This is a genomic window from Bacillus sp. D386 (genome assembly GCF_006346415.1).
On record NZ_VEMV01000006.1, the window covers coordinates 215,893 to 242,083 of the forward strand.

22 protein-coding genes, 1 pseudogene and 1 riboswitch are annotated in these 26,191 nt (G+C 37.3%); of the genes and pseudogenes, 5 read left to right on the plus strand and 18 right to left on the minus strand.

Going from position 1 to position 26,191, the window contains the following annotated elements; genetic code table 11:
- Positions 1-70 precede the first annotated feature (70 nt).
- The 5 genes from FHY45_RS18325 to bsh form a co-directional block, all read right to left on the minus strand.
- Entirely contained in the window at positions 71-982 is a 912-nt protein-coding gene (locus tag FHY45_RS18325; RefSeq protein ID WP_066108365.1) for a PTS system mannose/fructose/sorbose family transporter subunit IID, read from the minus strand.
- An 18-nt stretch (positions 983-1,000) separates the two neighbouring features.
- Positions 1,001-1,807, minus strand: a complete 807-nt coding sequence (locus FHY45_RS18330; protein WP_066108368.1) for a PTS mannose/fructose/sorbose transporter subunit IIC — start codon at positions 1,805-1,807, stop codon at positions 1,001-1,003.
- Between the two features lie 37 nt (positions 1,808-1,844).
- Positions 1,845-2,813: a mannose/fructose/sorbose PTS transporter subunit IIA gene (locus tag FHY45_RS18335; protein WP_066108371.1), complete on the minus strand. Its 969-nt coding sequence runs from the start codon at positions 2,811-2,813 to the stop codon at positions 1,845-1,847.
- A gap of 434 nt (positions 2,814-3,247) precedes the next feature.
- Positions 3,248-3,619 (minus strand): DUF956 family protein, encoded by a 372-nt coding sequence (locus FHY45_RS18340; protein WP_066108374.1) that lies wholly within the window; start codon positions 3,617-3,619, stop codon positions 3,248-3,250.
- Between the two features lie 392 nt (positions 3,620-4,011).
- A complete protein-coding gene (gene bsh, locus FHY45_RS18345) occupies positions 4,012-5,010 on the minus strand; it encodes a choloylglycine hydrolase (RefSeq protein WP_217491085.1) in 999 nt (332 codons plus the stop codon).
- Positions 5,011-5,310: 300 nt separating this feature from the next.
- Between bsh and FHY45_RS18350 the strand changes: the two genes are divergently transcribed.
- Genes FHY45_RS18350 through FHY45_RS18360 form a run of 3 tightly spaced genes read left to right on the plus strand, consistent with a single transcriptional unit; the run spans position 5,311 to position 7,475 of the window.
- The gene (locus tag FHY45_RS18350) at positions 5,311-5,982 is read left to right on the plus strand and encodes a response regulator transcription factor (RefSeq protein ID WP_139892744.1); all 672 of its coding nucleotides are present in this window, start codon (positions 5,311-5,313) and stop codon (positions 5,980-5,982) included.
- Complete coding sequence (locus FHY45_RS18355) at positions 5,979-7,052, plus strand: HAMP domain-containing sensor histidine kinase (protein WP_139892745.1); 1,074 nt, start codon at positions 5,979-5,981, stop codon at positions 7,050-7,052. The genes FHY45_RS18350 and FHY45_RS18355 overlap by 4 nt, the downstream gene beginning before the upstream one ends.
- 54 nt (positions 7,053-7,106) lie before the next feature.
- The gene (locus tag FHY45_RS18360; protein WP_139892769.1) at positions 7,107-7,475 is read left to right on the plus strand and encodes a hypothetical protein; all 369 of its coding nucleotides are present in this window, start codon (positions 7,107-7,109) and stop codon (positions 7,473-7,475) included.
- 503 nt (positions 7,476-7,978) lie between these two features.
- Here FHY45_RS18360 and ade read toward each other — a convergent pair.
- The gene (gene ade / locus FHY45_RS18365) at positions 7,979-9,688 is read right to left on the minus strand and encodes an adenine deaminase (protein WP_066108381.1); all 1,710 of its coding nucleotides are present in this window, start codon (positions 9,686-9,688) and stop codon (positions 7,979-7,981) included.
- 84 nt (positions 9,689-9,772) lie between these two features.
- Positions 9,773-9,877: riboswitch (purine riboswitch) on the minus strand.
- Between the two features lie 466 nt (positions 9,878-10,343).
- Between ade and FHY45_RS18370 the strand changes: the two genes are divergently transcribed.
- Positions 10,344-10,838: a DinB family protein gene (locus tag FHY45_RS18370; protein WP_139892746.1), complete on the plus strand. Its 495-nt coding sequence runs from the start codon at positions 10,344-10,346 to the stop codon at positions 10,836-10,838.
- Positions 10,839-11,124: 286 nt separating this feature from the next.
- On the opposite strand, the gene FHY45_RS18375 is transcribed toward FHY45_RS18370, so the two are convergent.
- The 6 genes from FHY45_RS18375 to FHY45_RS18400 form a co-directional block, all read right to left on the minus strand.
- A complete protein-coding gene (locus FHY45_RS18375) occupies positions 11,125-12,084 on the minus strand; it encodes an ABC transporter permease (protein ID WP_139892747.1) in 960 nt (319 codons plus the stop codon).
- A complete protein-coding gene (locus FHY45_RS18380) occupies positions 12,084-13,235 on the minus strand; it encodes an ABC transporter permease (protein ID WP_139892748.1) in 1,152 nt (383 codons plus the stop codon). The genes FHY45_RS18375 and FHY45_RS18380 overlap by 1 nt, the downstream gene beginning before the upstream one ends.
- Entirely contained in the window at positions 13,228-14,760 is a 1,533-nt protein-coding gene (locus tag FHY45_RS18385; RefSeq protein ID WP_066108391.1) for an ABC transporter ATP-binding protein, read from the minus strand. The genes FHY45_RS18380 and FHY45_RS18385 overlap by 8 nt, the downstream gene beginning before the upstream one ends.
- Before the next feature lie 124 nt (positions 14,761-14,884).
- Complete coding sequence (locus FHY45_RS18390) at positions 14,885-16,024, minus strand: BMP family lipoprotein (protein WP_218975792.1); 1,140 nt, start codon at positions 16,022-16,024, stop codon at positions 14,885-14,887.
- A gap of 731 nt (positions 16,025-16,755) precedes the next feature.
- A complete protein-coding gene (locus tag FHY45_RS18395; RefSeq protein ID WP_066108394.1) occupies positions 16,756-17,001 on the minus strand; it encodes a hypothetical protein in 246 nt (81 codons plus the stop codon).
- 60 nt (positions 17,002-17,061) lie between these two features.
- Entirely contained in the window at positions 17,062-17,244 is a 183-nt protein-coding gene (locus tag FHY45_RS18400) for a Sec23/Sec24 zinc finger-containing protein (protein WP_066108395.1), read from the minus strand.
- Between the two features lie 383 nt (positions 17,245-17,627).
- Here FHY45_RS18400 and FHY45_RS18405 point away from each other — a divergent pair, with 383 nt between their 5' ends.
- Positions 17,628-17,927 (plus strand): IS3 family transposase, encoded by a 300-nt coding sequence (locus FHY45_RS18405; RefSeq protein WP_066108397.1) that lies wholly within the window; start codon positions 17,628-17,630, stop codon positions 17,925-17,927.
- Positions 17,928-18,279: 352 nt separating this feature from the next.
- Here FHY45_RS18405 and FHY45_RS18410 read toward each other — a convergent pair.
- The 6 genes and pseudogenes from FHY45_RS18410 to FHY45_RS18435 form a co-directional block, all read right to left on the minus strand.
- Positions 18,280-18,417: pseudogene (locus tag FHY45_RS18410) on the minus strand (adenine deaminase C-terminal domain-containing protein); the annotation flags it as partial.
- A 44-nt stretch (positions 18,418-18,461) separates the two neighbouring features.
- Complete coding sequence (locus tag FHY45_RS18415; protein ID WP_066108398.1) at positions 18,462-20,840, minus strand: phosphoketolase family protein; 2,379 nt, start codon at positions 20,838-20,840, stop codon at positions 18,462-18,464.
- A 68-nt stretch (positions 20,841-20,908) separates the two neighbouring features.
- Positions 20,909-22,402, minus strand: coding sequence for a xylulokinase (xylB, locus tag FHY45_RS18420; protein WP_066108401.1), 1,494 nt, complete (start codon positions 22,400-22,402; stop codon positions 20,909-20,911).
- 94 nt (positions 22,403-22,496) lie between these two features.
- Positions 22,497-23,525, minus strand: coding sequence for a sugar ABC transporter substrate-binding protein (locus tag FHY45_RS18425; RefSeq protein ID WP_066108405.1), 1,029 nt, complete (start codon positions 23,523-23,525; stop codon positions 22,497-22,499).
- Between the two features lie 82 nt (positions 23,526-23,607).
- Positions 23,608-24,570 (minus strand): ABC transporter permease, encoded by a 963-nt coding sequence (locus tag FHY45_RS18430; RefSeq protein WP_077248174.1) that lies wholly within the window; start codon positions 24,568-24,570, stop codon positions 23,608-23,610.
- A gap of 65 nt (positions 24,571-24,635) precedes the next feature.
- Positions 24,636-26,144: a sugar ABC transporter ATP-binding protein gene (locus tag FHY45_RS18435; RefSeq protein ID WP_066108411.1), complete on the minus strand. Its 1,509-nt coding sequence runs from the start codon at positions 26,142-26,144 to the stop codon at positions 24,636-24,638.
- Between the last annotated feature and the right edge of the window lie 47 nt (positions 26,145-26,191).

The window sequence follows — 26,191 nt, forward strand, 5'->3', positions numbered from 1 at the left end:
CTTCCCTATTTGTTTAACAGTCTTATAATCTATCTTTGTATAAGTCTGAACAAGCTTTATAAATTTATTTTTACATGATGCCTAATACATGGAAGACAACACCAACTACGAACAATCCAAGGATCATTACGATTGGTGATACTTTCTTCCTAAGCAGCCACATACAAAGAAGTGTTAATAGCAATCCAGATAAGCCTGGGATTAAACTATCTAAATTTTGTTGTAGAGTTGTTACTTTAACATCACTTAATGATAGACCAGCAGCTTGTTGTTCCAACGCTGTTTTAATTCCCTCTGCTCCTGCAGGTAACTTATCCCAATCAATATAGGCACCTTCATCAAGCTGAACGGAAGATACAGTTGGCGTAAACTTAACAGAAACCCAACGGTTAACTAATGCACCAAGGATAAACATCCCGAGTATCGATGCACCTTTAGTAATATCTCGAAGTAACCCGCCAGATAAGTCATCTGTAATTTTAGATCCTGCTTTGTAACCAAATTCCTGTGTATACCAAGTGAATCCCATACGAATAAGATTCCATAAAACGAAGTAAAGAATCGGTCCAAGTATATTACCAGTCATGGCAAGAGAAGCTGCTAACGCACCAAGGATTGGCTTAACCGTGAACCAGAAAACTGGATCTCCGATACCCGCTAAAGGTCCCATCATACCAACTTTAACACCTTGAATAGCTACGTCATCAACCGGTGCACCATTTGCACGTTCTTCCTCAAGCGCTAAAGTTACCCCGAGTATAGGTGAAGCTACATATGGATGAGTGTTAAAGAACTCTAAGTGACGTTTTAGTGCAGCAGAGCGGTCTTCTTTTGTTTTATATAATCTTTTAATAGCTGGAATCATTGCATACGCCCAACCACCGTTTTGCATTCGTTCATAGTTCCAAGAACCTTGAATGAAGGTTGAACGCCACCAAACAGAAATACGATCTTTTTTCGATAATCTCAATTCTTTTTCCACTTTCTGTCCTCCTCCTTCTTAGTAATTATCAATAATAGCGCCTATTGGATCACCTGTATTACCATTTCCGCCATTACCTGAACCGCCTTGTTTAGAAAGAGCTAAATAGATGAGTGCTAGAGCCACACCGATAGCACCTAAACCAATAAGTGTGATTTCTGTAACAGTTGCTAATACGAATCCAATTGCAAAGAATGGCCATACTTCTTTTGTAGCCATCATATTAATAACCATTGCATAACCAACAGCTACAACCATTCCACCACCGATAGCTAAACCATTTGTCAGCCACATTGGCATAGATTCAAGCAAGCTACGAACCGGACCTGCACCAATGGCTAAAATTAATCCAGCTGGGATTGCAATACGTAATCCTTGCATACAGATTGCAGCAATGTGCCAAAATTCTACTACTCTGATATTTCCTTCTGCAGCTGCAGCATCCATAAAGTGAACAAATGCAGTCGCAATCGTACGACAGATAATTGTTAATAAAAGGCCAGCAACTGCAAGCGGAACTGCAATCGCGATTGCAGAAGATACTCCATCTTGACCTTGTCCACTTAAAACTAAAATAATAGCAGATGCAACTGATGCTAACGCAGCATCCGGTGCTACGGCTGCTCCAATATTTGCCCATCCTAAAGCAATCATTTGAAGCGTACCGCCTAAGATAAGACAAGGTACAAGTTCTCCTGTAACTAAGCCGATTAACGTACATGCAATAATTGGCTGATGGAAATGGAATTCATCCAAAATTCCTTCTACACCGGCTAAGAATGCTACGAAAAGGACTAATATTATTTGAATAATAGTCAAATCCATAATGATTTATCCTCCCTTTTTTTCGTGATAATCATGATTATTTTTGTTTGTTTAACTCTTCTTGAGCCTTCTTGATAATCTCGTCCATGTTGCCTTTTGAATCGTTCGGAACTTTACGTACATCAAATTTCAAACCACGCTCTTTTAAACTAGCAAAAGCCTCAATATCCTCTTGATTGAATGCCAATACCTTATTCGGTTGAACTTTACCAGGTGAGTGTGCCATAGAACCAACATTGATTGTCTCTAATGGAACGCCACCTTCAACCGCCCTAAGTGCATCCTGCGGGTTTTCGAAAAGAAGCAATGCGCGCTGACCGCCAAAGTGTTGATCATCTTTTGCAAGTTCAATCATTTTATGTACAGGAACAACATGTGCCCTTACACCTGGTGGAGCAGCTTGTTGGATTAATTTCTTACGAAGATCGTCCTTAGCTACTGTATCAGATACAACAATGATACGAGTAGGATTTGTTGCTTTAGTCCAACCAGTCGCTACTTGTCCGTGAAGCAAACGAGAGTCGATGCGAGCTAACACGTACTCAAATTTACCAGGCGCACCTGCAGTTGACGGTTTATCAGCAGGTTTAACCTCTGTAACGGGTTCTAACTCTTCTGGTTTAACTTTAACTCCTTCTTTAGCAGTGCCCAAAATATGAGCGGCAATTTCATGTGCTTTGTTCATTGAAAAACGAGATGCAAAAGCTTCAATCAACATTGGCAAGTTCATACCAGCAACGATTGCCCATTTGTCTTGGTGATCTTCAAGCAAGCTATTGGCTTGGTTGAAAGGAGTACCACCCCAAAGATCGACTAAGAATAAGACTTCATCTTGGTTATCGAAAGAGGCAATTGCTTCTTTCATTTTTGCCTTTACATCATCAGGTCCTTCGCTCGGCATCAATGTAACAGCTTTTACATTTTCTTGTACTCCGAAGATCATTTCTCCAGATTGCAAGAGACCATTCGCAAATTCACCATGACTAGCAATGATAATCCCTACCATCTTTTTACCTCCTATTATTATTGTTACAAGCAAACTAATACGGTAAAACACGTCTATTTCTATATTTCTATAGATGTGTTTTCCAACCATCTGAAAACGACTATATTCGACAAAAAAAGACATAAAAAAAAGTGATTAAATGAAGTTATAGGTACAAAGACTCCCCTTTTTCTCTTCATCAATCAATACTTTTTACTTACATCTAATCGAAGTAGTATCGCGTAAAAAATAAAGGAGATGGTTATTTAGACTAGCTTTTCGAAAATTTCAATAAACTTTCTTAGTGATTATAGCACGCTATATAATCCGCTTTCAAGCAGGATTAAAATTTTCTATGTCCAAAGCCTCTTTGCCAAGGACATTTACATACCGTGCAATTTTTGTTTTTTTCGACAAAAAAAAGACAAGTACTAACTTATCTTTTTTTAAAACTATTACTTTTTAAATATACTACTCATACCGCGTTTGACCACATCAAAGAAACTTAATGATTGCACCATATGAGCGGGATCAACATGTTCACGAATGACTCGCAAAACTTTTTTTGAATCCTTCGAGGAGAATGTAAATGTCCCATTTCGTTTAGTTTGAATAGCATAACGCGGAATCCATTTCCCTTTAAACATGATAGAAGCAATCACATAATCAACTTCCTCCCAAGGAATTTGAATAAATTTACGAGCATCACGTTCATTAAAGAATTCAAATCCTTTGTCACCAATCATAATTTTTCCGTATTCAGGAAGCCCGTTATGTGAGGTCGCATCAATAACTAACTCGACTTTTGTATTGATTGATTGAACCATTTGATATACTACTCCATTTCTCTCTTTTAATATTCATTATTATACGCATTTTCTCACTTTAAGTGAATAGAGTTAATAAACATAGAAAAACCAGCATCATAGATAAAACTAAACAAGTAGATGCTTGCCAGTGGATATTACTACTAACTGAGCTTATCTAGAATAATGAAAGATATTAATCAACTTAATGAAGATCCTTTCAATCCTAAAGACAATAACTGCTCAACTCCTTCACTCACTTGCCGAGAAAATGCCTGCATTTCCGGAGTCTATACATATTGATAAATCCAATACTGGAAAAATCAAAAGGCAGCGTCCCATTAGCTAAGGACGGAGTGCCTTTTAATATAAGTTACGAAATATTTTTCGCTTATGTAAACTCTTAGGTAAACCTAATTCTGATAATTGAAATCCTGGTTTGTGAGGTATTTAAAGATTTTAAGATTTGTCCCCTCTAATTGTTCCTTATGCATATCTATCGCATTGATACGATTATTTTCATACGTTTTATAGTAATAAACGCCTTTTTCTTGATCCATACAAGAAGAATAGGTTGTACCATCCTCTAACCCATCATCTGTAAGGACCCCTCCTTTAACCATTTTTACATAATCCAGCATATGAAAAAATTGTGTAATAGAATGTATATCTCCTTCAATTTTAGGCATATGTGTACGAATATAAGCTATCCTTACAAATCTGGAAACGGAAGCAAAGTCTCCGGGTATCCCTAATGTTCCAGCTCCAATGCCTAGTGCTTTTAATGTTTGCTTGCCCCATTTTGTTTCTTTTGGTGAAATTGGTGTCAGATGTAAATACTCATTCAAGTTAGTTAAATGCCAATCAAAGGTAGGATTGTTGGTCAAAACTCCTATCAGATTGTCATGTACAGTCAATCGGTCTTTTGTCTTTTCTACCACAATAGCCTTTCCTGTCTTATCTGTAATCATCCAGTGAAGCATTGAAACAGGTGTATTTTCATTGATTGGGCAATCCACAAGTTCTAAATGCTCAATTCCACGTTTAACTTCTTCTACTGTTTCGTGATTTGATAAAACCCATTGTATAAAGTCGTAGGGTGCAATATTATTTTTCCCTTCAATCGGTTCTTTCTCAAAGTACGCGTACCCTTCAAAATTTAATCCTGCGCAGGCTAGGCCAACTTCGTTCATAGCATCCGCCAGAAGAGGATGGTTATCAATTACCGTCCCCATTCCAATGATAGCGCGTTTATTGGTTACCATATTACCTGAGACTCTATCTTGATATTGATAATTTCTTGGGATAATCATAACTGCTTGATTGAAGTAATAGGCTAAGTCCATATTCCTTCCAAAAAACCACTTACCCTCTTGAGATTGAATACTTAATCCTGTACAAATATCGGTCACCTCATTTTTATATTACAAAAGATCAGATATGCAAAAATAACCATCTATCATCCACTATATTTTTCTGCATTTTTTAATTTTTATACAAGCTATGTTCACATCGTAATCATTATTGAATCAGTTTTGTTTAAAGACTCTAGATTAGGCTCTCATTAGTATCAGTCAACAATAGACCAATTTCTTCTTCTGATGGTTCTTATAGCATATCTTTTATTTATCTATTAGACGTTTTAATAATACGTTAACATTTCGTAAACAATCACATGCTATAATGTCAAAAATACAACGAGGAGAATACATATGTTTCAAATATTAGTAGTAGAAGATAATGAAAATTTAAATCAGACAGTCTGTACTTATTTGAACCTAAACGGCTATCAAGCTAAAGGTGTTCAAAATGTCAATGATGCCTATGATGCGATGACTGACCATATATTTGATTTAATTATTTCTGACATAATGATGCCGGGGATTGATGGATTTGAATTTGCTAAGTCTGTTAGGGAATTGAACAATGATATCCCTATGTTATTTATGACAGCAAAGGAAGATCTCGAATCAAAAAGAAAAGGATTCCATGCCGGTGTGGATGATTACATGGTTAAACCTGTAGATTTGGATGAATTACTCCTTCGACTGGAAGCATTGCTCCGCAGGGCAAAAATTGCATCCAATAAAAAAATCGAAATTGGCCAGCTGAGGCTTGATATCGAAGAGCATACAGCTTATTTGAACGAGGAAGAAATCAATCTGACAGTAAGAGAATTCAAGTTATTGTATAAGCTGTTGTCATACCCAAAGAAAACATTTACAAGAACTCAATTGATGGATGAGTTCTGGGATGCCGAATCCCAGTCCGGACCACGTGTAGTGGATGTTTATATTACAAAATTGAGAGATAAGTTTTCTGCGTGCAAGGATTTTGAAATTGTCACCGTGCATGGATTAGGATATAAAACGGTGCTCAAATGAAAATTACAACAGATGAACGAAATAGGAAAAAGTTTTTATTTAATTTTGGGAGATTCCTAATATTTTTTATACTGATGGCATTTGTAGTTACCTGCAATCTGGTACTGTTTTTACATTGGGTTGATTTGACGACGGAAGAAATGAAAGCTGCTGTTCCCATTACCTTCTTAAACGTTATCATTCTCACATTTATTTTCAGTATGATTGATGAAATTCGCCGTACCTTGATGGTAAGAAAACCAATAGCACGGATTCAGGCAGGTCTGGATGAAATAATGTCCGGCAATTTCAAGACACAGATTCCCTATATTAGAAATGAAAAAAGTAGCAATGAATTCGATGCAATTATCAAAGGGATTAATGAGCTGGCTGTAGAGTTGTCTGGAGTAGAAACTCTCCGAACAGATTTCATTTCAAATGTCTCTCATGAAATTAAGACTCCCCTTGCGGCTATCCAAAATTATGGAACACTGCTTCAGGGACATTCCCTTTCAGAAAAACAGAAGGTAGAATATGCAAAGGCCATTACCGAGCAGACAAGAAGATTATCTGGTCTGATTACAAATATATTGAAATTAAATCGCCTGGAAAATCAACAAATCTTTCCCGAGAGAAAATACTATAATTTAACAGAACAGATTCGCGAATGTTTACTTCTATATGAACAGTCATGGGCAAGTAAGAACATTAATATTGAAACCGATCTAGAGGAAGATATTTTCATACACGAAGATGCCGAACTGTTAAGTCTAGTATGGAACAATCTGTTTTCAAATGCGATAAAGTTTACAGATAATGGCGGAGCTGTTGGTGTTAAGGTGAAAAAAGAAGGACTTACCGCATTTGTAGAAGTCAGCGACAGCGGTTGTGGCATTAGCCCGGAAACAGGGAAGCATATTTTCGAAAAATTTTATCAGGGGGATACTTCCCATGCTGTGCAGGGAAACGGTTTGGGACTAGCTTTGGTAAAGAAAGTGATTGATATAGTTGGTGGCGATATTCATGTACAAAGTACATTAGGAGAAGGAAGTACGTTTACTGTCTACTTAAGGGAGAGCGTCATCAAATAAAATTATAGAAATATTGTCTTATGCGTAAATATAAATCAGAAATGGAGGACAATGATGGAAAATAGTAAATTTGAGTATATATATTCTGCAAAAAGGCAGGCAGAAATAGAAGCTATTAAAAAGAAATATATGAAAAAGGAAGATGATCCATTCGAACAGTTACGAAATTTGGATAAAAGTGCAGAAAGACCAGGAACAATCTTGGCCATTATGTCAGGCCTTATAGGAACATTATTGTTTGGAATAGGTATGAGCTGCTGTCTAGTATGGGGTGAACAGCTTTTAATACCAGGAATAATCATAGGTTTTTTAGGACTTGTGCTAATAAGCGTTGCCTATCCCATATATGTGAAAATAACAAAAAGAAAACGAGAGAAACTAGCACCAAAGATACTGTCTTTAAGCGAGGAATTATTAAAATAGATTTCATAAGGGAAGTAGAACATCCTATAAACGGTAATCGTTTATAGGATTCTTTTATATATAGATAATATTTTTTCATTTTAACATTTAGTAAACATTTCTTTTGCAATTCACAAACATCAAATAGGTAAGATAAAACTATCAAATGAAGTATACAAAGGAGATATTACAAGATGGAAAACAAAAAGACTTTTATTACATTATTGATTGATGCTGCAGAAGGGTATGTGCTTACACTAGGTTTGTCGAATCCACCTTATAAAGTTATCCAATAATCACTGCATTCTCAAATATAAAAAGGTAGCGCCCTTATTACGCAGGGATACTGCCTCATTTCAATAAGCTTTGCGACACTTTTTCACTGAATTAGTTATACATACAGGTGCTCCATCCAATGGATATTTTTAAACAAATTTACTGGGGAGGATTCATACGCACTAGCACAAACAAAGAAGGGCCTCTCAAAAATCATTGATGACTTTAGAGAGGCCCCTCTGATTAATTTATACACTTACATCTACAAACGTAAATGTATCAACATCAAACAATCCTTGATTCGTAAGCTTTAACGAAGGAATAACTGGCAAGGCCAAAAAGGATAATGTTAGTAAAGGTGAGAATTCATCCGTAATTCCAAGTGATGACAGTGCAATCAGCAACTGGCTGTATTGCTTATTTAATTCTTCAGGTGAGATAGTTGTCATTAATCCTGCCACAGGCAATGATAATGAAGCGATTGTCTCTCCATTGCAAGCAATTGAAATACCTCCGCCAATTTTCTCAAGCTCCCTGATTGCGACATCCATATCTTCATCATTCTTTCCGATGCAGATAATATTATGCGAATCATGAGCAATCGTTGTAGCAATAGCTCCTTTTTGCAGACGGAAGCCCTTTACAATACCGACTCCTACACTTCCTGTACCTTTATGTCTTTCGACTACAGCCATTTTCACGAAATCCTCTTCTTCACTTGGCACAAACAGGCCATTGACAACCGGTACCTTGTATTGCGCTTTTTTCGTCACAATCGAATTAGGAATAATTTCAATTACCCTCGCTATATCAGTAGTCAATGACAGACGCAAAAGCTCTTTTGAGTAGCTTCCCAATATAACGGTATTTTCAAAAGACGCTTCTTTCTCTTGTTCGTTATCTTCTTCGTAACGGATTCCGTTTACCCAAACAGAATGTATATCAAAGCCTTCAATGGCATTCAATAAAATAAAATCAGCATCATAGCCAGGCGCAATTGCCCCTTTTCCTTTTAGATTATAGCATTGAGATGCATTAAGAGATGCCATTCTCATAATAGAATATACATCGATTCCAGCCTTTAAGCATTCACGTACATGATAATCAATGCTTCCCTCTTCCAATAGATCATCTATATGCTTATCATCTGTACAAAACATTAAACGATGTGAAAGCTCTTTACTATAGCCGGCTAACAAATCATGAAGATTGCGGGCAGCAGAGCCTTCGCGAAGCATCACATACATACCTCGTCTGACGCGTTCAATCATTTCCTCTGGTTTTACGCATTCGTGATCCGTTGTAATACCCGCTGTCAAATAGGCATTAATATCTTTTCCGCTTAAACCGGCACCATGTCCGTCAATCGGAACATTGTTGATCATTGCCCCTGACAGCTTTGCCATTATATCTTCCTGACCTGATAATACTGCAGGGAAATCCATCACTTCCGCCAAGCCAAGCACAAGCTTATGATTATAAAACGGCGCAAGATCCTCAGCCGTCAGAGTCCCTCCATTGTCCTCAAAGGAAGTTGCCGGGACACAGGACGGCAGTTGATAGCGATAATTCAATAGACAGTTTTCACTGTCCTGCAACATCCATTCTATTCCTTTTAATCCTTGGACATTAGCTATTTCATGAGGATCTGTGATAATAGTTGTAATCCCTCGCGGTAAAACAGCTTTTTGAAATTGAGAAGGAGAAAGCATACTAGATTCGATGTGGACGTGTGAATCAATTAAACCCGGAACCATTGTATATGGAGTGCCATCGATTTCCTTTTTACCATTATAGTGGCCGATACCTACGAACTTACCATTATGAATGGCAACATCTGCACGCTCCATTTCATCCGTAAACACATTTACTAATTGAACATTTTTAATAACTAACTCAGGTAAACTGATATTTCTTGCCGCTAGTATTTGGGATTTGATTTGTTTTGGGGTTTTCATCTTATTCCTCCTCATTTTTTGCTCGGCGGGAAAAATAAGAAAGTAGAAGGATGTATAAATAAAATATAGCAGTTTACTATACATTCTGTACGTATCTATTCCCGTAGACGAACTAATTAAAGTGGTTAGTTTGTAGAAACTCTTGGACCATATTTCCAAGATTATACGAGTTTATTTTTATAATTTAGTTGTTTTTATTTCGTAAACCTTTTTTGCATTCTAACAACGCATGCAGTGATAGTCAATGAAAATATTTTTACTAAATTTATTTTTGTGAAAAGAAGCATTTACCTTATTATTTTAATCTTAAACTTCCTGGTATGGGATCAATAGCTTTTATCACCAGGAATAATCGTAGGTTTATGAGGAATTTGTTAAGCATAGCCTACCTATCCCATATATAAGAACTTTATTTGTTATGTGGAAGGAATACATGCTGGATGCGCCGAATAAAGTCAGAGTATTATAGTTTGGTTGTATTCTCAATATAAATGTATAGAGCATTTTATTGAGAATATATTCGTCCTTATATAGCCAACAGTCCAAAATGATGGTTATTTTATGCGTATGAGTGGCTTTTTGTTAAATAGATTATAGGATTATTATTGTCAGATTTTTACTTTAAATTATCCCAAACAGAGAGGAGATTGGTTGTATGCAAGTTGTAACTAAAGTGTTTTTAGAACAACTCGACATGCACTGCCATGAGAATGAATGGTTTGCTTCCATGAATCAGGCACTTCATGGAGTCACTGCAGCTGAGGCGGCATGGAGAAGTTCGGAAAACAGCAATTCGATTTGGCAAATTGTCAATCACTTGATATTTTGGAATGAAGATGTAATCCACCGAATTAAGGGAACTGAGAATCCGCATAAGCCAGAAAACAATGAAGAAACCTTTGGAAATCCAGGGGATCCAGAAGACGAAATCAGATGGGCCCAGACAGTGCAGCGCCTTAATGAAGTCATGAGTAAATTAAAAACGGTCATTGCGGCGGACCTTGAGGATGAAAAGCTAAAAACTTTGTATGCAGCTAACAGGTACTCTATTGAGCGTTTACTCAGCAATATCATGATGCACGATTCGTATCATATCGGCCAAATTGTTCTATTGCGAAAGTTGCAATCCTCTTGGGATAGCATTTGGTAGGTAACCTGACAATCAGATAAGACAATTCACATTAAATCCAGCTTTGTAAATTCATTGTAAGAAACCTAAAAAGGCAGCGCCCCAATGAGGGCTGCTGCCTTTTTCATTATAAGCTTTGCTACACTATCCACATGTGGACTGTATGTCCACACACTAGGTATATTTCCACCTTATGTCGACGCACGATAAGAGTGTGCATTATCTTAGACCGTAATTTATCGATACTCACACGTTGCGTCAACCAAATTTAACATGTTAGCCCATGGAAACTGCTTAGTAAATTTATTTATCTCTTTCCTTTGTCATAAATCTCACCTAACGCTTTCGGAGCACGGTTTGATTTAGAAAAGAAGATTAATAACAATAATGTTAATACATACGGCAATATCATAAATAAATCAGTATAACTGCTTGGCAATGCCATTGATTGAGCAATAAAAGCTCCACCAGATTTCGCAAAACCAAACAAAAGACACGCAGCTAGCGTCGGGACAATCTTCCAATTACCGAAAATTAATGCGGCAATGGCTAAGAACCCATATCCCATATAAATGCTGGAAGAAAAGTTAGCTGAAATGGAATAGGCAAAACACATGCCGCCCAGACCAGATAATAGACCTGATATTAAGACTGCTGTAAACCTGAGTTTCGCAACATCTACACCTGCTGCATCAACGGAATGAGGATTTTCCCCACACGCTCTTAAGCGCATGCCGAACTTTGTTTTATATAAAAGATACCAAGCAAAAATGGCAATCGCGATGATAATTACTTCAAACGGATACACATTCGTAAAGATTGCACCTATTACTGGTATATCGGCTAAACCAGCAATAGTAAACCGCTCCATGACACCTAACTGGAACTTGTCCGAAGCAGTTCCGAAGACAAGCGCATTGATCTGTGTCGTTAAGAATGTTGTTAAAGCCAACGCCAGTATATTAATGACGACACCACTGATAACTTGGTTTGCCTTAAACTTAATGCATAGTACAGCGTGAATAACTGCGAAAACCATTCCGCCGATCATGGCAAATAGTAACGCTACGTAAAACAAATCTTGAATATCTGTACCAAAGGCATTTGCGATTAATACAGCTGACAGCGCCCCGATGAATGCCCCAAAACCTTGAAATCCTTCAAGTGCTAAGTTGGTAATACCACTCTTTTCACTGTATATACCGCCAATTGCTATAATAAAAAGAGGCAAAGCAAAGGATAGACCATCAATAAGTACTGTATCCATTATGATTTACTCTCCTTTCGTTCCGCTGCTTTTTCATTCATGCGGCTAATTTTATACTTCAGATATACACCACATGCACTAAACAATAGGATCAACCCGATGATCACAGAAGAAATTTCTTGTCTGATTCCTGCCTGTGAACTCATATATGTGCTTCCCTGATCAATGATTGATATGAGTGAGGAAGAAAAAATAACACCAATTGGATGAGAGTTTCCTAATAGGGCTACAGCAATGGAATCAAAGCCGATGTCTGATAATACCTTTGGTTGTATAGAAGCGTAATAACCTAAATAATATGTGACACCTGCAAGTCCAGCCAAACTACCCGATATAACCATTGCCAGGACTGTATTTCTTCCCACATTAATTCCCGCATATTTTGCAGCATTACGATTGGAGCCTACCGCTTTAATATCAAATCCAACAACCGTTTTGTCCATGAGAATCTTTATTAGAATAGCGGTAATGATGGCCAAAACAAAGCCTAACGGAATATCCATTTTCAGATTTCCTATTTCAACATTCGCCAATGTTAATCTTGCTGCTTCAGAAATATATTTAGATTGCCTTGAGACTGGATCAATATAATACATTTGAATAAAAAAGCTGATAACATATTGAGCAATATAATTCAACATAATCGTAGATACGACTTCATTGATGTTAAATTTATATTTGAGCCACCCAACTAATCCTCCCATTAGTCCCCCGGTGACTATACCAATCAGTAAAACAAGCGGCTTTGCGATCACCGCATCCAAGCCACTGTAGCCGACAATAATCGTCGCAAAAAAACCAGAGACGAGCATTTGACCGGCAACCCCAATATTAAATAGACCCGCTCTAAATGCGACAGCAACTGCCAAGCTTGCAAATAAAAGCGGCGTCATCGCATTCAGCAAACTCATGAAATCAGTCAGCATGCTTTTATAGCCAGCATAAAATGGCTTCGGTAAAATTCCTGCCCCTTGAAATAAGTTGTAAAACGCCTGCAAAGGATTTTTACCCATTAAAAGTATGACAATAGCTGCCGCAATAAAACTCATGATTATGGCGACTAGTGGAATGGAGATCGATTGCCACTTCTCATTATTTATCAGCCGAATAAGACTACTACGTAACTTATTACTTTTTCTATCTTTACTCATGCTTTGCCCCCATCATATATTCACCGACTTCATTGGTCGTTAATGACTCTCTGCTAGCAATCTTTTGAAGTTGGCCATTATAGATAACTCCTATCGTATCTGCTACATTCATAATTTCATCTAGCTCCAATGATATAAGGAGAATCGCTTTTCCACGATCACGTTCCTGAATGATCATCTTATGGATATTTTCGATTGCGCCAATATCTACTCCCCGTGTTGGTTGAACAAAAATCATAAGAGGTGATTGCAATTCGATTTCTCGGGCAATAATGGCTTTTTGCTGATTACCACCGCTCATCGAACGAACTTGCGTTTTGACGCCTTGTCCGCTTCTAATATCATATTTATCAATCAACTCACTGCCAGATCGCTCGAATTCCTCTTTATTTAGCATCCACTTACTAGAAAAAGGCTCCTTATAGTACTGCTTTAATGCTAGATTAGTAGCTAAATCGAAATCCAAAAACAGTCCAAAGCTTTGTCTATCTTCAGGTATATACGATATACCAGCTTCTGTTCTGCTTCTTATCGTTTCATTCGTAATATCCTTGCCATTAAGATGTATATTTCCGCTGCTGACCTTTGTTAGTCCAGCTATTGCATCCGCTATTTCAACCTGTCCATTATCTGCAACTCCTGCAATGGCAAAGATTTCACCGCTGCGAATGGTAAAGGAAACATCTTTCACTACTTCAAACCCATCTTCATTCTTAACGGTTAGGTTTTCTACCTTCAATACTTCGTCTTTAAATTGAGCTGGCTCTTTCTCTGCTTCAAAGTTTACCTCTCGCCCTACCATTAATTGGGCCATATGATTAACGGAGGTTGTCTTTACATCCAAAACATCAATTAATCTGCCTTTATTCAATACGGCGCATCGATCGGCGACCTTCTTAATTTCTTCCAGCTTATGTGTAATTAATATGATCGTTTTCCCACCGTCTCGCAGTCCTTTGATTATATCCAGCAAGAATTCAATTTCCTGCGGTGTTAAGACTGCAGTCGGTTCATCAAAAATAAGGATGTCTGCTTCCCGATAAAGCACCTTTAAAATTTCCACACGCTGTTGCATGGAAACATTTAAATCAGCTATTTTTTTCGTAGGATCCACTTCTAATCCAAAGCTCTTGGATAGCTCTTCAATTTTTCGATTGGCATTTCGAATATCCACATATGGAAAGAGACCTGCAAATTTTCTGATTGGCTCGATTCCCAAAATAATATTCTCTGTAATCGTATAATCTGATACCAGTTTAAAATGCTGATGGACCATCCCTATATTGAGCTTCGCCGCATGGTTAGGTGAGCTGATATTCACTTTCTCACCCCGGATATAGATTTCGCCTTCATCCGGTTCATACATGCCACCCAGCATACTCATCAACGTTGATTTACCAGCACCATTTTCTCCAAGTAAAGCAAAGATTTCTCCCTTTTTTATGCCAATGGATACATCATCATTCGCTACTATTCCAGGAAATCGTTTGGTTATATGTTTCATCTCTACAATATAATCAGACATCTTTCTGCTCCTTTATCACATTAAATGGAAAGGAAAAAATTAGAAGTTCACCCTCCCCCTGATCCAGTAAATCAGGAAGGGATAAACTTCTAACGATTATTCCATCATGCTTTTCTAATGAATATTACAACCCTGGGAATTTTTCTGGCGTATAACCATTAAAGTTAGATGCCGGCACGATTTCGCCTTCTTTCACTAACTCGTACGCTTCATTCATTTTCGTAAGGGTATCTTCTGATAATTGGTGACGTCCTTCTTCTTTTATAAATCCAGTAGAATTTGAATCTGCATGAAGAACTACGTTTCCGCTTTTAAAGCTTCCGTCAACAATTGCATTTAATTGCTTTTCAACGTTCATGCCCATAAATTTAGCTGCAGATGTTAATACAATGTTCTCAGAACCATTTACACCATCATCAAATTGGTCAACGTCACAACCAATTACTTTAACATCGCCTTTCGCTTCCTTAACAGCAGTGAACACACCGTTACCCGTTCCACCTGCTGCAACAAAGATTTGGTCTACACCTTTTTTAATCAATGCATTACCAATTACTTTTCCTGTTGCTTCATCTCCAAAAGATCCTGCATAGTTACCGCCAACATCCACTCCGTTGACATCAGTTCCTGCATATCCAGATAACTCAACAACCTCAACATTTTTTTCATACTTTTTATTAACAAACTCTACGCCAGATTCAAAACCAAATTGATAGTTTACATTTGATGGATAAGCAATTCCATTTACGACTGCAACTTTATTTGATTTTGTTTCAAGTGCTGCTGCCATTCCGGCAAAAAAGCCACCTTCTTGTTCGGCAAAAGTCATAGAGTAAATATTATCGAACGTTTTTTGGTCACCTACAGGTGTAGGCTCAGAATCAATTAAAATAAATTTCTTATCAGGATTTTCTAAAGCAACACTGGAAACTCCAGCAAATTGGAAGCCAGGTGTTACAATCACGTCATAATCTGCCACGATATCAGCAACGGCTTGTACTCCCGCAGCAGGATCACCCGTTTCTTCTTTAATAGCTTTTACAGTAGCTGTTGGATGGTTTTCGATGAATTTTAAAATACCATTGTAGTTATTTTCGTTAAAGTTGCCATCGTCAACACCAGTTAGGCTTGTTACAATCGCAATTTTTAACCCATCTTTATTACTTCCGGATTCTTTATCTTCACTTTTCCCGCATGCTGCCATAGCAAAAGTCAGTAGGGCAATACATACTAACATAACCAATTTCTTTGCATTTCGCTTCAAGATATTATCCTCCTATATCATCTTTACTATTAATTTTTTCTTCTGGCTATAGAACATATCCAATTCCAACTGAAAAAATCTATTTACACTATTCATAATGCCCCAGCAGAAATATTTAAGTCATAGCCTTTATATTATATTAAAATAACATTAATCAGTACAAACCAATCATATCAACAAGAGGTAAGTTCGTCAATAAAAAATCCGTACGATTTTTAAAAAATAACGATTAATATTCGCTATTAATACAACAAACACGAATATTACAGAAGAATACATGCATAAGATTGACAAAAAAACGAAATATCCCTAATAAGAGGGGGGCAATGTGATTTGTATTTTATGGATAGGGATGAAGGAGTTTGATTCATACTTCATATGGACTTGAATAGCATTTGACCTTCCTTTGATCAGGGATAGGCCAGGCATAGCCCGAGTATGTCCAGGCCATAAACCCTTTTCCTCCGAATTTCCCCGGACTTGTCACGCATTTCACCGAGGATACTAGATTCAATGTGGACATGTGAATCAATTAGACCTGGAACCAATGTGTATGAAGTCCCATCAATTTCTTTTTGGCCATTTATAAAAAATCATTAGTATAGGCCGGTTGCTTATTATGTATCGATTTATTCAAAATAGGATATGTAGTTCCCCTACAAGAATGGAATGCAAACCCCTAAGATGCCTAACACCCCGCTAACTATATAAAGCTAGCAGGGTGCTGTATTTTAAAGAGCATCTTCCAATTCTTCTTCAGTATAACCAAACATATAATCTTCATCTTTCCCGTGAGAAGCCCATATCTCCGCTGCTTCGTAAACACTTAATGACTCATCTAATTCTTCAATATCGTCTATATCTTCAATATCATTGATACCATCATACTCGCCTAATTCTTTAGATTTATCAGATTCATTATTAAGTACACCGAATGGAACAAATCGTCCACTTCTTGGAAATTTTAAATTAGCCATTGCTTACCCTCCTTTATATTTATAAAGCAGTCTACTCAAGAAATCCCAAGCCAATTGTACTTAACCGTCATAATTTCTGAAATCATCCTTAGATTCATAGATTGTATCCGAAGAAATGCTATTCTTATGACCACACTCTGTACATTTCCAAACATAGTGATGGTCATCAAAACCCGGCTGCTCGCTCAGGCAAGCATTGCAGCGATCGCAAAACCACACGATACCCGGAAATCTCTCCTGCATAATGTCCACCTCCTTGTTCTGAATTTGCCCCAAGTAATTAATATGCTCCTAATGCCATATGGTGTAATAGCATGGCGCATGGAGCACCTATGAATTAAGCAACACAGTATAAATCATACTAATATATTATATAATTATAGTAATATTTCTCTGAATATTTTATCAAATAATTTCAATTCAATTCGTTCTATCCTATAGTTCATTAATATATTTTCATTAGCAAAAATACTTCTCTACAATGGCATACATCTTCCTTTCCCTGAACAACTGGCAGTATTGTGGCGATTTGGCGCAAAACCGGGCAACCTTGTAAAGTCGAAAGACACATTGAAGTCCACCCCTAAAGTTAGAGTTAAAAAAACTAACTTTAGGGGTGTTTTATTTTGACTAAATACAGCGAATCATTTAAATACAAAGTTGTACAGAAGTACCTTCATGGACAAGTATTCCAAAGTATGTCCCATATGGGCAACTGCCTGGACAATTCACCGACGGAAAACTTTTTTGGCGTACTGAAACAAGAGATGTATTATGGAGAACCTTTATGTACCTATGAAGAATTAAAGAATAAGATTAACAAATACATTAACTATTACAATACAAAACGCATCAAGCAAGAATTGGTTGGTATGATTCCGGTTGAATACCGTCTTCATACCAGCCAACCAGTTGCTTCATTATAACTCTAACTTTTTGAGGTCACCTCACGTCTTTAATACGATAAGACCAGCTATTCGAGCTTTAGCAGTATGGTGATGTACCATTGCGTTTAAACACAATGTAGCAGGACAATTTATTTACCAGAACCTTGCATCTATGACTGTACTATTAATGCACACCTTACTATCCTGCCAATACCGGAGAAGACCCGATTATTAAAGAATTTCCCACTAACTTAACTACATATGTAGATACCGCATTCGATGGATTGTTGAACAAATTTACGTGAATGATTCATACGCATTTAGCTACAAACAAGTGGAAACAGACCTCTCAAGCATGATTGAAGACTTTCGAGAGGCCTCTTCGTTTAATTTACACACTTACATCCACAAACGTAAATGTATCAACATCTAACAATCCTTGATTTGTAAGCTTTAACGAAGGAATAACTGGCAAGAACAAAAAGGATAATGTCAGCAATGAATCAAAAAACTCCCCTAGATTCAGATTGTTGCTGAATCTAAGGGAGTTTTTATGAAATCATTTATTAAGCTCTAATAAGCTGTTTTTTTTTCTAATCCCCAAGTCCAATTTATAACTTCCGGAATATCTACTCCATGCTCACGAATGTAGCTATGATGGAAGCTGATTGTTTCATCCATTTGTTTTGCGAAATCTGCTGCTCCCATACCATATACTGCATTAGCTGCATCTTTTGCAACATGGAAACGATCCATTTCAGAATAAACACGCATATCAAATGGTGTTGTAATGTCACCATTTTCACGATAACCATGAATATATAGTTTATGATTATGACGATCAAAGAAAATATCACGAATCATTCCTTCATAACCATGGTAACAGAATATAACAGGCTTATCTTTCGTGAAATACTGATCAAATTCTTCATCCGTTAGACCTCTTGGATCAATATCAGGATGGCGTAATCTTAAAATATCTACAATATTGATAAAACGAATTTTAAGTTCAGGGAATGCTTTATTTAGTATTGTAACAGCAGCTAAGGCTTCTAAATTAGGCTCTGTTCCTGCCGCTGCAATAATAACATCTGGATCTTCACCATCAATTTCAGTGGATGCCCAGTCAATTATTTTTAAGCCGTCCTTCACTAAAATTTCCGCTTCTTCGGCAGAATAGAATTGCGGACGTGGATGCTTTGAGCAAACAACCAGATTAATTAGTTCTTCTGAACTCAAAACCTCTGCCATGACAGCCATCATTGTATTAGTGTCCGCTGGCAAATATTCTCGAATGAATTCCGGTTTCTTTTCCGCTAAATGCGTTAACAATCCTGGATCTTGATGTGTATAACCATTATGATCCTGTTGGAAAACAGTTGAAGTGGCAATCAAGTTTAATGATGGATAGTTCTTACGCCATGATTGTTCCTTAGCCTTACGCAACCATTTAAAATGTTGGGTAATCATTGAATCTACTACACGCAAAAATGCCTCATAGCTTACAAAGAACCCATGTCGCCCAGTTAAAACATACCCTTCCAAGAAACCTTCACATTGATGTTCAGACAACTGTGAATCGATTACACGACCAGCCGGAGCGATCCATTCATCATAATCATTATGTTTGGCTTCTAACCATTGACGATTCGTTACTTCAAAAACTTTGTTTAAGCGATTCGATTTGGATTCATCAGGCCCAAATATCCGGAAATTATCTGGATTTGCCAGAACTAGATCTCTTGCAAAATTGCCGAATTCCACCATATCCTGTGCGACTACTGCTCCAGGTTTCGTCGTATCAATCGCATATTGCTTCCAATCCGTAATCTTCATTGGTTTTGGATCAATGCCGCCATTTGTAATTGGATTAGCAGACATTCTGCGATCGCCTTTTGGTGAAATCTCACGAATTTCCTCAACAATTGCACCTTTTTCATCAAATAACTCTTCTGGACGATAGGATTTCAACCAATCAATCAACGCATCAATGTGCTGCATATGATGAGCGTCTACTGGAATTGGCACTTGATGGGCACGAAATCCGCCTTCAATTGGTTCTCCATCCCACTCTTTAGGGCCTGTCCATCCCTTTGGTGTACGAACGATGAGAACTGGCCAGTTAGGGAGTTGGGCTACCTCAGCCTTTTCTTGGCGAGCTTCGGTTTGTATAGCTTTAATCTGCTCAATAGCTTTATCTAATTGCTCAGCCATTAATGGGTGGACTACTTCCGGGTCTGTTCCAGAAACAAAAATAGGATCCCAGCCTAAACCTTTAAAGTATTGCGCTAACTCTTCATCTGATTTACGCTCTAAGATAGTCGGATTTGAAATTTTCCCGCCATTTAGGTAAAGAATTGGCAAGACAGCTCCATCATTGACTGGATTAATAAATACATTTGAAAACCAGCCTGCTGCTAACGGGCCTGTTTCCGCTTCTCCATCACCAATAACAGTTGCTGCAATTACATCCGGATTATCTAAAATGGCACCTGTCGCATGTGCTAATGAATATCCAAGTTCTCCACCTTCATGAATAGATCCAGGTGTTTCAGGTGCTGCGTGTGATGCTATACCTCCTGGAAAAGAGAAGATTTTACATAACTCTTTTAAACCCGCTTCGTCCTGTGTAATTTCCGGGTATATTTCAGTGTAGCTGCCATCAATATACGAATTCGCTACCATCACTTGACCGCCATGTCCGGGGCCTTCTATGTAAAACATATTTAAATCATATTTATTGATAACACGGTTTAAATGTGCATAAATAAAGTTTTGACCAGAAATTGTCCCCCAATGCCCAATTGGGTGGGTTTTTATATCCTTTTCTTGAATTGATTCTCTAAGCAGTGGGTTATCTTTTAAATACATTTGTGCTACTGAAATATAGTTAGCAGCACGCCACCACGCGTCAACTTTTGCTAAATAATCTTTCGAATCAAAGTTTGTCATTTATAAGATCTCCTTCCAATTCCCATCAAACGTTAAACCAGTTCATCTTACTTGTTATACCTCAGACCTTATTTGCCAAAGTAACTATGACAAATCTCTTTTGTTCCTTCATATACTTTGCGATAACGCGCATAAACTTCTTTATATTTTTCTACATTCTCTGCTTTAGGTATGATTTCTTCTTTATAAGAAACAAAACGCGCTGCACAATCATTTAAATCAGAGAACCAGCCACAGCCAACTGCTGCCAGCATTACAGCTCCTAAACCTGGCCCTTGTTCTGTCGTTAAGTTAACAACGGCTGTATCAAAAATATCCGCCTGCATTTGTAACCAGTCATTATTTTTGGCTCCACCGCCCACTGACACAATACGATCGAATTTCTTATCTGCAATTTCCTCCATGATTATTTTTGAGTCCATCAAAGAGAAAGTAATACCTTCTAATACACTTCTTGCAAAATGTTTTAATTGATGATGTGTATCGATTCCAATAAAGCTTCCGCGAATCTGACTATCACTATACGGTGTTCTTTCACCAACAATATATGGAGCAAAAAGAAGCCCATCACTGCCAATAGCCACAGAATTAATATCAGCTAAAAGTTCCCCAAATGATTGATTTGGTGCAAAATTTTGTTTAAACCAGTTTAAACTATTTCCTGCAGCTAAGGTGACACCCATTGAATAGTTTGCATCATCCATAGCATGATGAAACATATGCAATTTTCCTTGATAATTCTTTTTGGCATCTTCTTCATATGAGAGAAAAACACCACTGGTTCCAATAGAGCACATACCAATACCCTCTTGCAAAATACCAGCTCCAACTGCAGCACATGCATTATCTGCTCCACCCGTAATAATCTTGACGTCACGAGAAAAACCATAATATTCTTGCAGCTCGGGCTTCAAGAAACCAACGACTTTAGTTGAAGGTACGACATCTGGTAAAATTGACTTTGGAATATCAAATCTGCTTAAAATATCATGATCCCATTCCTTTGTATCCTGATTTAACATCAAGGTACCAGCGGCATCTGAAAAGTCCATATGATATTGATTAGTTAACCAGAAACGTAAATAGTCTTTAGGTAACTGTATGCGTTTAACTTTTGACCAAATTTCCGGCTCATGCTTTTGAACCCATAGGATCTTAGGCAAAGTAAACCCTTCTAATGCAATGTTTTTAGTATGGGAAAGAATCAGTTCCCCTGCTTTTTCTTTAATTTCCTTACATTGTTCGGTGGTACGAACATCATTCCATAGAATGGCCGGACGTAGTGGCTTATCTTTCTCATCTAACAATACCAAACTGTGCATTTGCCCAGAAAAGCTAATTCCCTCTAACAACTCTTTCATATCAGGAACCTTTTCTAAAAGCTCAAGCATTACATGATTGGCAGCTTCTATCCAATGCTTTGGATTTTGCTCACTAAATCCTATTTGCGGGGTATCCAATGGATATGTTGCCGTCGCTTCTGCAACCAGATTTCCATCTTTGTTTACTAATAATCCCTTTATTGCACTAGTACCTAAATCTAGCCCTAAGACGTATGCCATTTTTTCACCTCTAAACGATCATTCTAATACATGAGAGATAAACAGTCTGTTTATCTCTCATTCTATTTATCTTCCAAATGACGAACTATGCTTATTATTCTGCATCGTCAGTAGAGCTAGTTTTTACTTTACTTTTTCCTTCTCCATATTCTTTCAAATCATCAGCTTTAACATATTTAACGTCAATTGGAATTGTAGAATCAATTTCTTCACCATCGATTACTTTTACTAGGTTTTCAATTACTTGATAACCAATTTGATAGGCATCCTGATCAACAATAGCAGTAATACGGCCATCTTCAATACCTTTTAACCAAGTATCAGTATAGTCAAATCCATAATGAAGAATTTTTCCAGCTTTTCCTTGTGATTGAATTGCACTCATAACACCTACATCTGGACCTTCAGAACCAAGTGAGAATACAGTTACTAAATCTTTATTCGCAGAAATATAACCTTCTAATTGCTTCTTAGATTCAGATGGTTGGTCATTATCCTGGATAGTAGCTAAGAATTTGAAATTCTTCGCGTCAGCTCCATAAACTTCTTCAAAGCCTTCTTTTATCCCTTTTTCACGGTCAATCATCGTCGGCTGTGCCACGTCTACACAAACAATTGCAATTGAACCGCTTGTAATCCCTTTTTCCTTCATTTCTGTAGCTGCTTGAACCCCTAATTCTTTACCGGCAGATACGTTATCTGTTCCAACATAAGCTGTACGATCTGCCTCATTTTCTAAATCTGCATCAAAAGTGATTACAGGGATATCTTTATCCATTGCTGCTTTGATTGGAGAAACAAATGCTTTCTTTTCAATAGGCGCAACTGCAATACCTGCAACGTCTTTTGCTGTTGCTTCCTTAATAAATCCAATATGTTTTTCTTTCTTACTTGGCTCAGCGGATGGGGAGGTTTTCGTTACTAATGTGTAACCGTATTCTTTCGCTGCATCCTCTGCTCCTTTTTTCATCGGATTCCAATAGGCACCCGTATCTACGATAGGAACAAAATACAAGGACTTATCCTCAGCTCCACTCGCAGTGTTTTCTTCTTTCCCACATCCAGCTAATAACAATGTTGCAATAGTGAGTCCAGTAACTAGTTTTTTCCCTTTTTTCAACATGATAGACTATCTCCTTTACCTTATCTATTTGAGTAGAAATAAACTCCAATTCTTATTTGTTACCCTTTTGCTCAAAACAAGATCAGCGACTTGCTTTGCGTTTGAAGTAATCTATGATGATTGCCAGGATGATTACAAGACCTGTTACCGTATCCTGCAAGAAAGAATTCACTCCCATAAGAGTTAATCCGTTTTTGAATACCTGCAAAGTCATGATCCCAGCTACAGCTCCGCCAATAGTACCAATACCGCCACTAAATGATGTACCGCCCATTATCGCAGCTGCCATGGCGAATAAATCCAAACCATTGGCATCTTTTGAAGCACCGCCATCTAAATTAGACACAATCAATAGACCGGCAATTGCTGCTAGAATACCCTCAATAATGAAGACCTTGACAATATGAAGGTCCGTATTGATACCAGATAGGCGTGCTGCCTCCTGATTAGAACCAACAGCATATGTATTTTTTCCAAGACGTGTCTTTTTCATGATAAAGACAAATAATACGATTATCACAATGAATATCAATGTGTTACTTTTTACAGTTTCAGTACCAATAGGTGTTTTGGCTAATCCACTTAACCACTCTGCTTCTGAACCAATAAATTGTTCGTTCGTGAAAAATCCAAGCATACCTTTAATTACATAGCATGAACCTAAAGTCAAAATAAATGAAGGTAAGTCGAACTTTTTGATTAACAAAGCATTCATCGTTCCTAATATTGCACCTGTCATCAATGCAAGGAGGATCACAACAGGCGCTGGAAGCCCGCTATTAGCAGCATATAAACCTACCATACCAGAGGCCATTGCTACATAACCAATCGATAAATCAACATAACCACAAATCAGAATCATGGCATATGCAACAGTTAAGATTCCTACAGGTGGTATTTGTTGCAAGAAATTCTCAATATTGTATGAACTAAGAAAATCACTATTTGCGATTGAAAAGTATACCAGTAGAACGATTAAAACTATATACACTGAATAATTCATAAATAGGGATTTTAAGTCTATTCTTTTTCCCGCTTTTTCCATGTTTTTGCTCCTATCATTCATAGTAAGTATGATTTGATGAACGACTCCCTAGGATAAGAAATTTATCATTGACTCCCAGTTGCATATTTCATAATCAATTCTTGTGCTTCATCTTTTCTATTCTTATAATCAGAAACAATTAACTCACCGGTTATCTTTCCTTCATGGAAGACATGAATGCGATCGCAAGTACCCAATAATTCAGGAATTTCCGATGAAACAATCAAAATGGTTTTCCCTCGAAGAGCAAGCTGATTAATAATTGCATAGATTTCTGATTTTGCACCTACATCAATTCCTTTTGTCGGTTCATCAAAAATATAAATTTGATTATCCGCATTTAACCATTTAGCCAGTACGACTTTTTGTTGATTTCCCCCTGATAAACTAGAAACTGGATTATCGATGTCACTAACTTTTATATTCACCTCTTCAACGGAATCATTGGTGATTTTGACTAATTGCTTCTGATTGAGAAGGAATTGTTTCAAGCTAGTAATTGTGATATTGTCCTTAATTGATAGTCCCAAGAAAAGCCCTTGGTGCTTCCTATCCTCCGTCAATAATCCAATCCCATTCTTAATTGCATCTACTGGAGATTTTATGGTTACTTTACGGTTATCAATAGTGATTTCTCCCGATTTTAGGCGATCAGCTCCAAAAAGCAATCGCATCGTTTCAGTTCTACCACTACCAACCAACCCCGCAAATCCTACTACTTCTCCACGCTTTGCTTCGAAGCTCACATCATTTACTTTCCCGGCCTTACATGTGAAGTTTTTCACATGTAAGCGCACAGGTCCAATATCGGTAGGTTGTTTGGGATATAAATCCTTTATTTCCCTACCAACAAGCATGGATATAATTTGGTCTTCTGATAAACTCTTTACTTCCTCCGTCGCAATGTAATTTCCATCACGCATGATTGTAATCCGTTCACATAATTCAAAGATCTCTCTCATGCGGTGAGAGATATAGATACTCGAAAAGCCTTTCTCTTTTAGGCGACGGATAATAATAAATAATACTTCTACATCTTTATCAGAAAGAGACGTTGTTGGTTCATCAAAAATAATTACTTTAGCATTCAAGCTCAAAGCTTTTGTAATTTCAATCAACTGCTTATTTGCCGTAGAAAGAGAGCTTACAAGATCTGTAGGTTTCACCTTAGCTCCAACCATATTCAGCCAGTACTGTGTATCTTCATATAATTTTTTAAAATCAATTATCCCAAGAAACTTATTGATATACGGCAAACGTCCGATGAAGACATTTTCTGCAACTGATAAATCCTCTGCTAAGTTTAATTCCTGATGTACAAAAGCAATTCCTAATTCGGATGCAAGATCTGGTGTCATTTTGCTTATCTGTTTTCCTTCAAAAGTAATTTCACCAGCATCCTTATCTAATAGTCCCGCTAGAATATTCATCAAGGTAGACTTGCCAGCACCATTTTCACCCATCAATGCATGAATTTCGCCCTTACGGACTTCAAATTGAGTATTCTTTAATACATGAACCTTGCCAAAACTTTTTTCAATACCAGTCATTGAAAATAAAATCTCATCTTTCATGGTATCTTAATCCTCCTTTCTCAGAAAATAAGTAACTAAGAGCTACA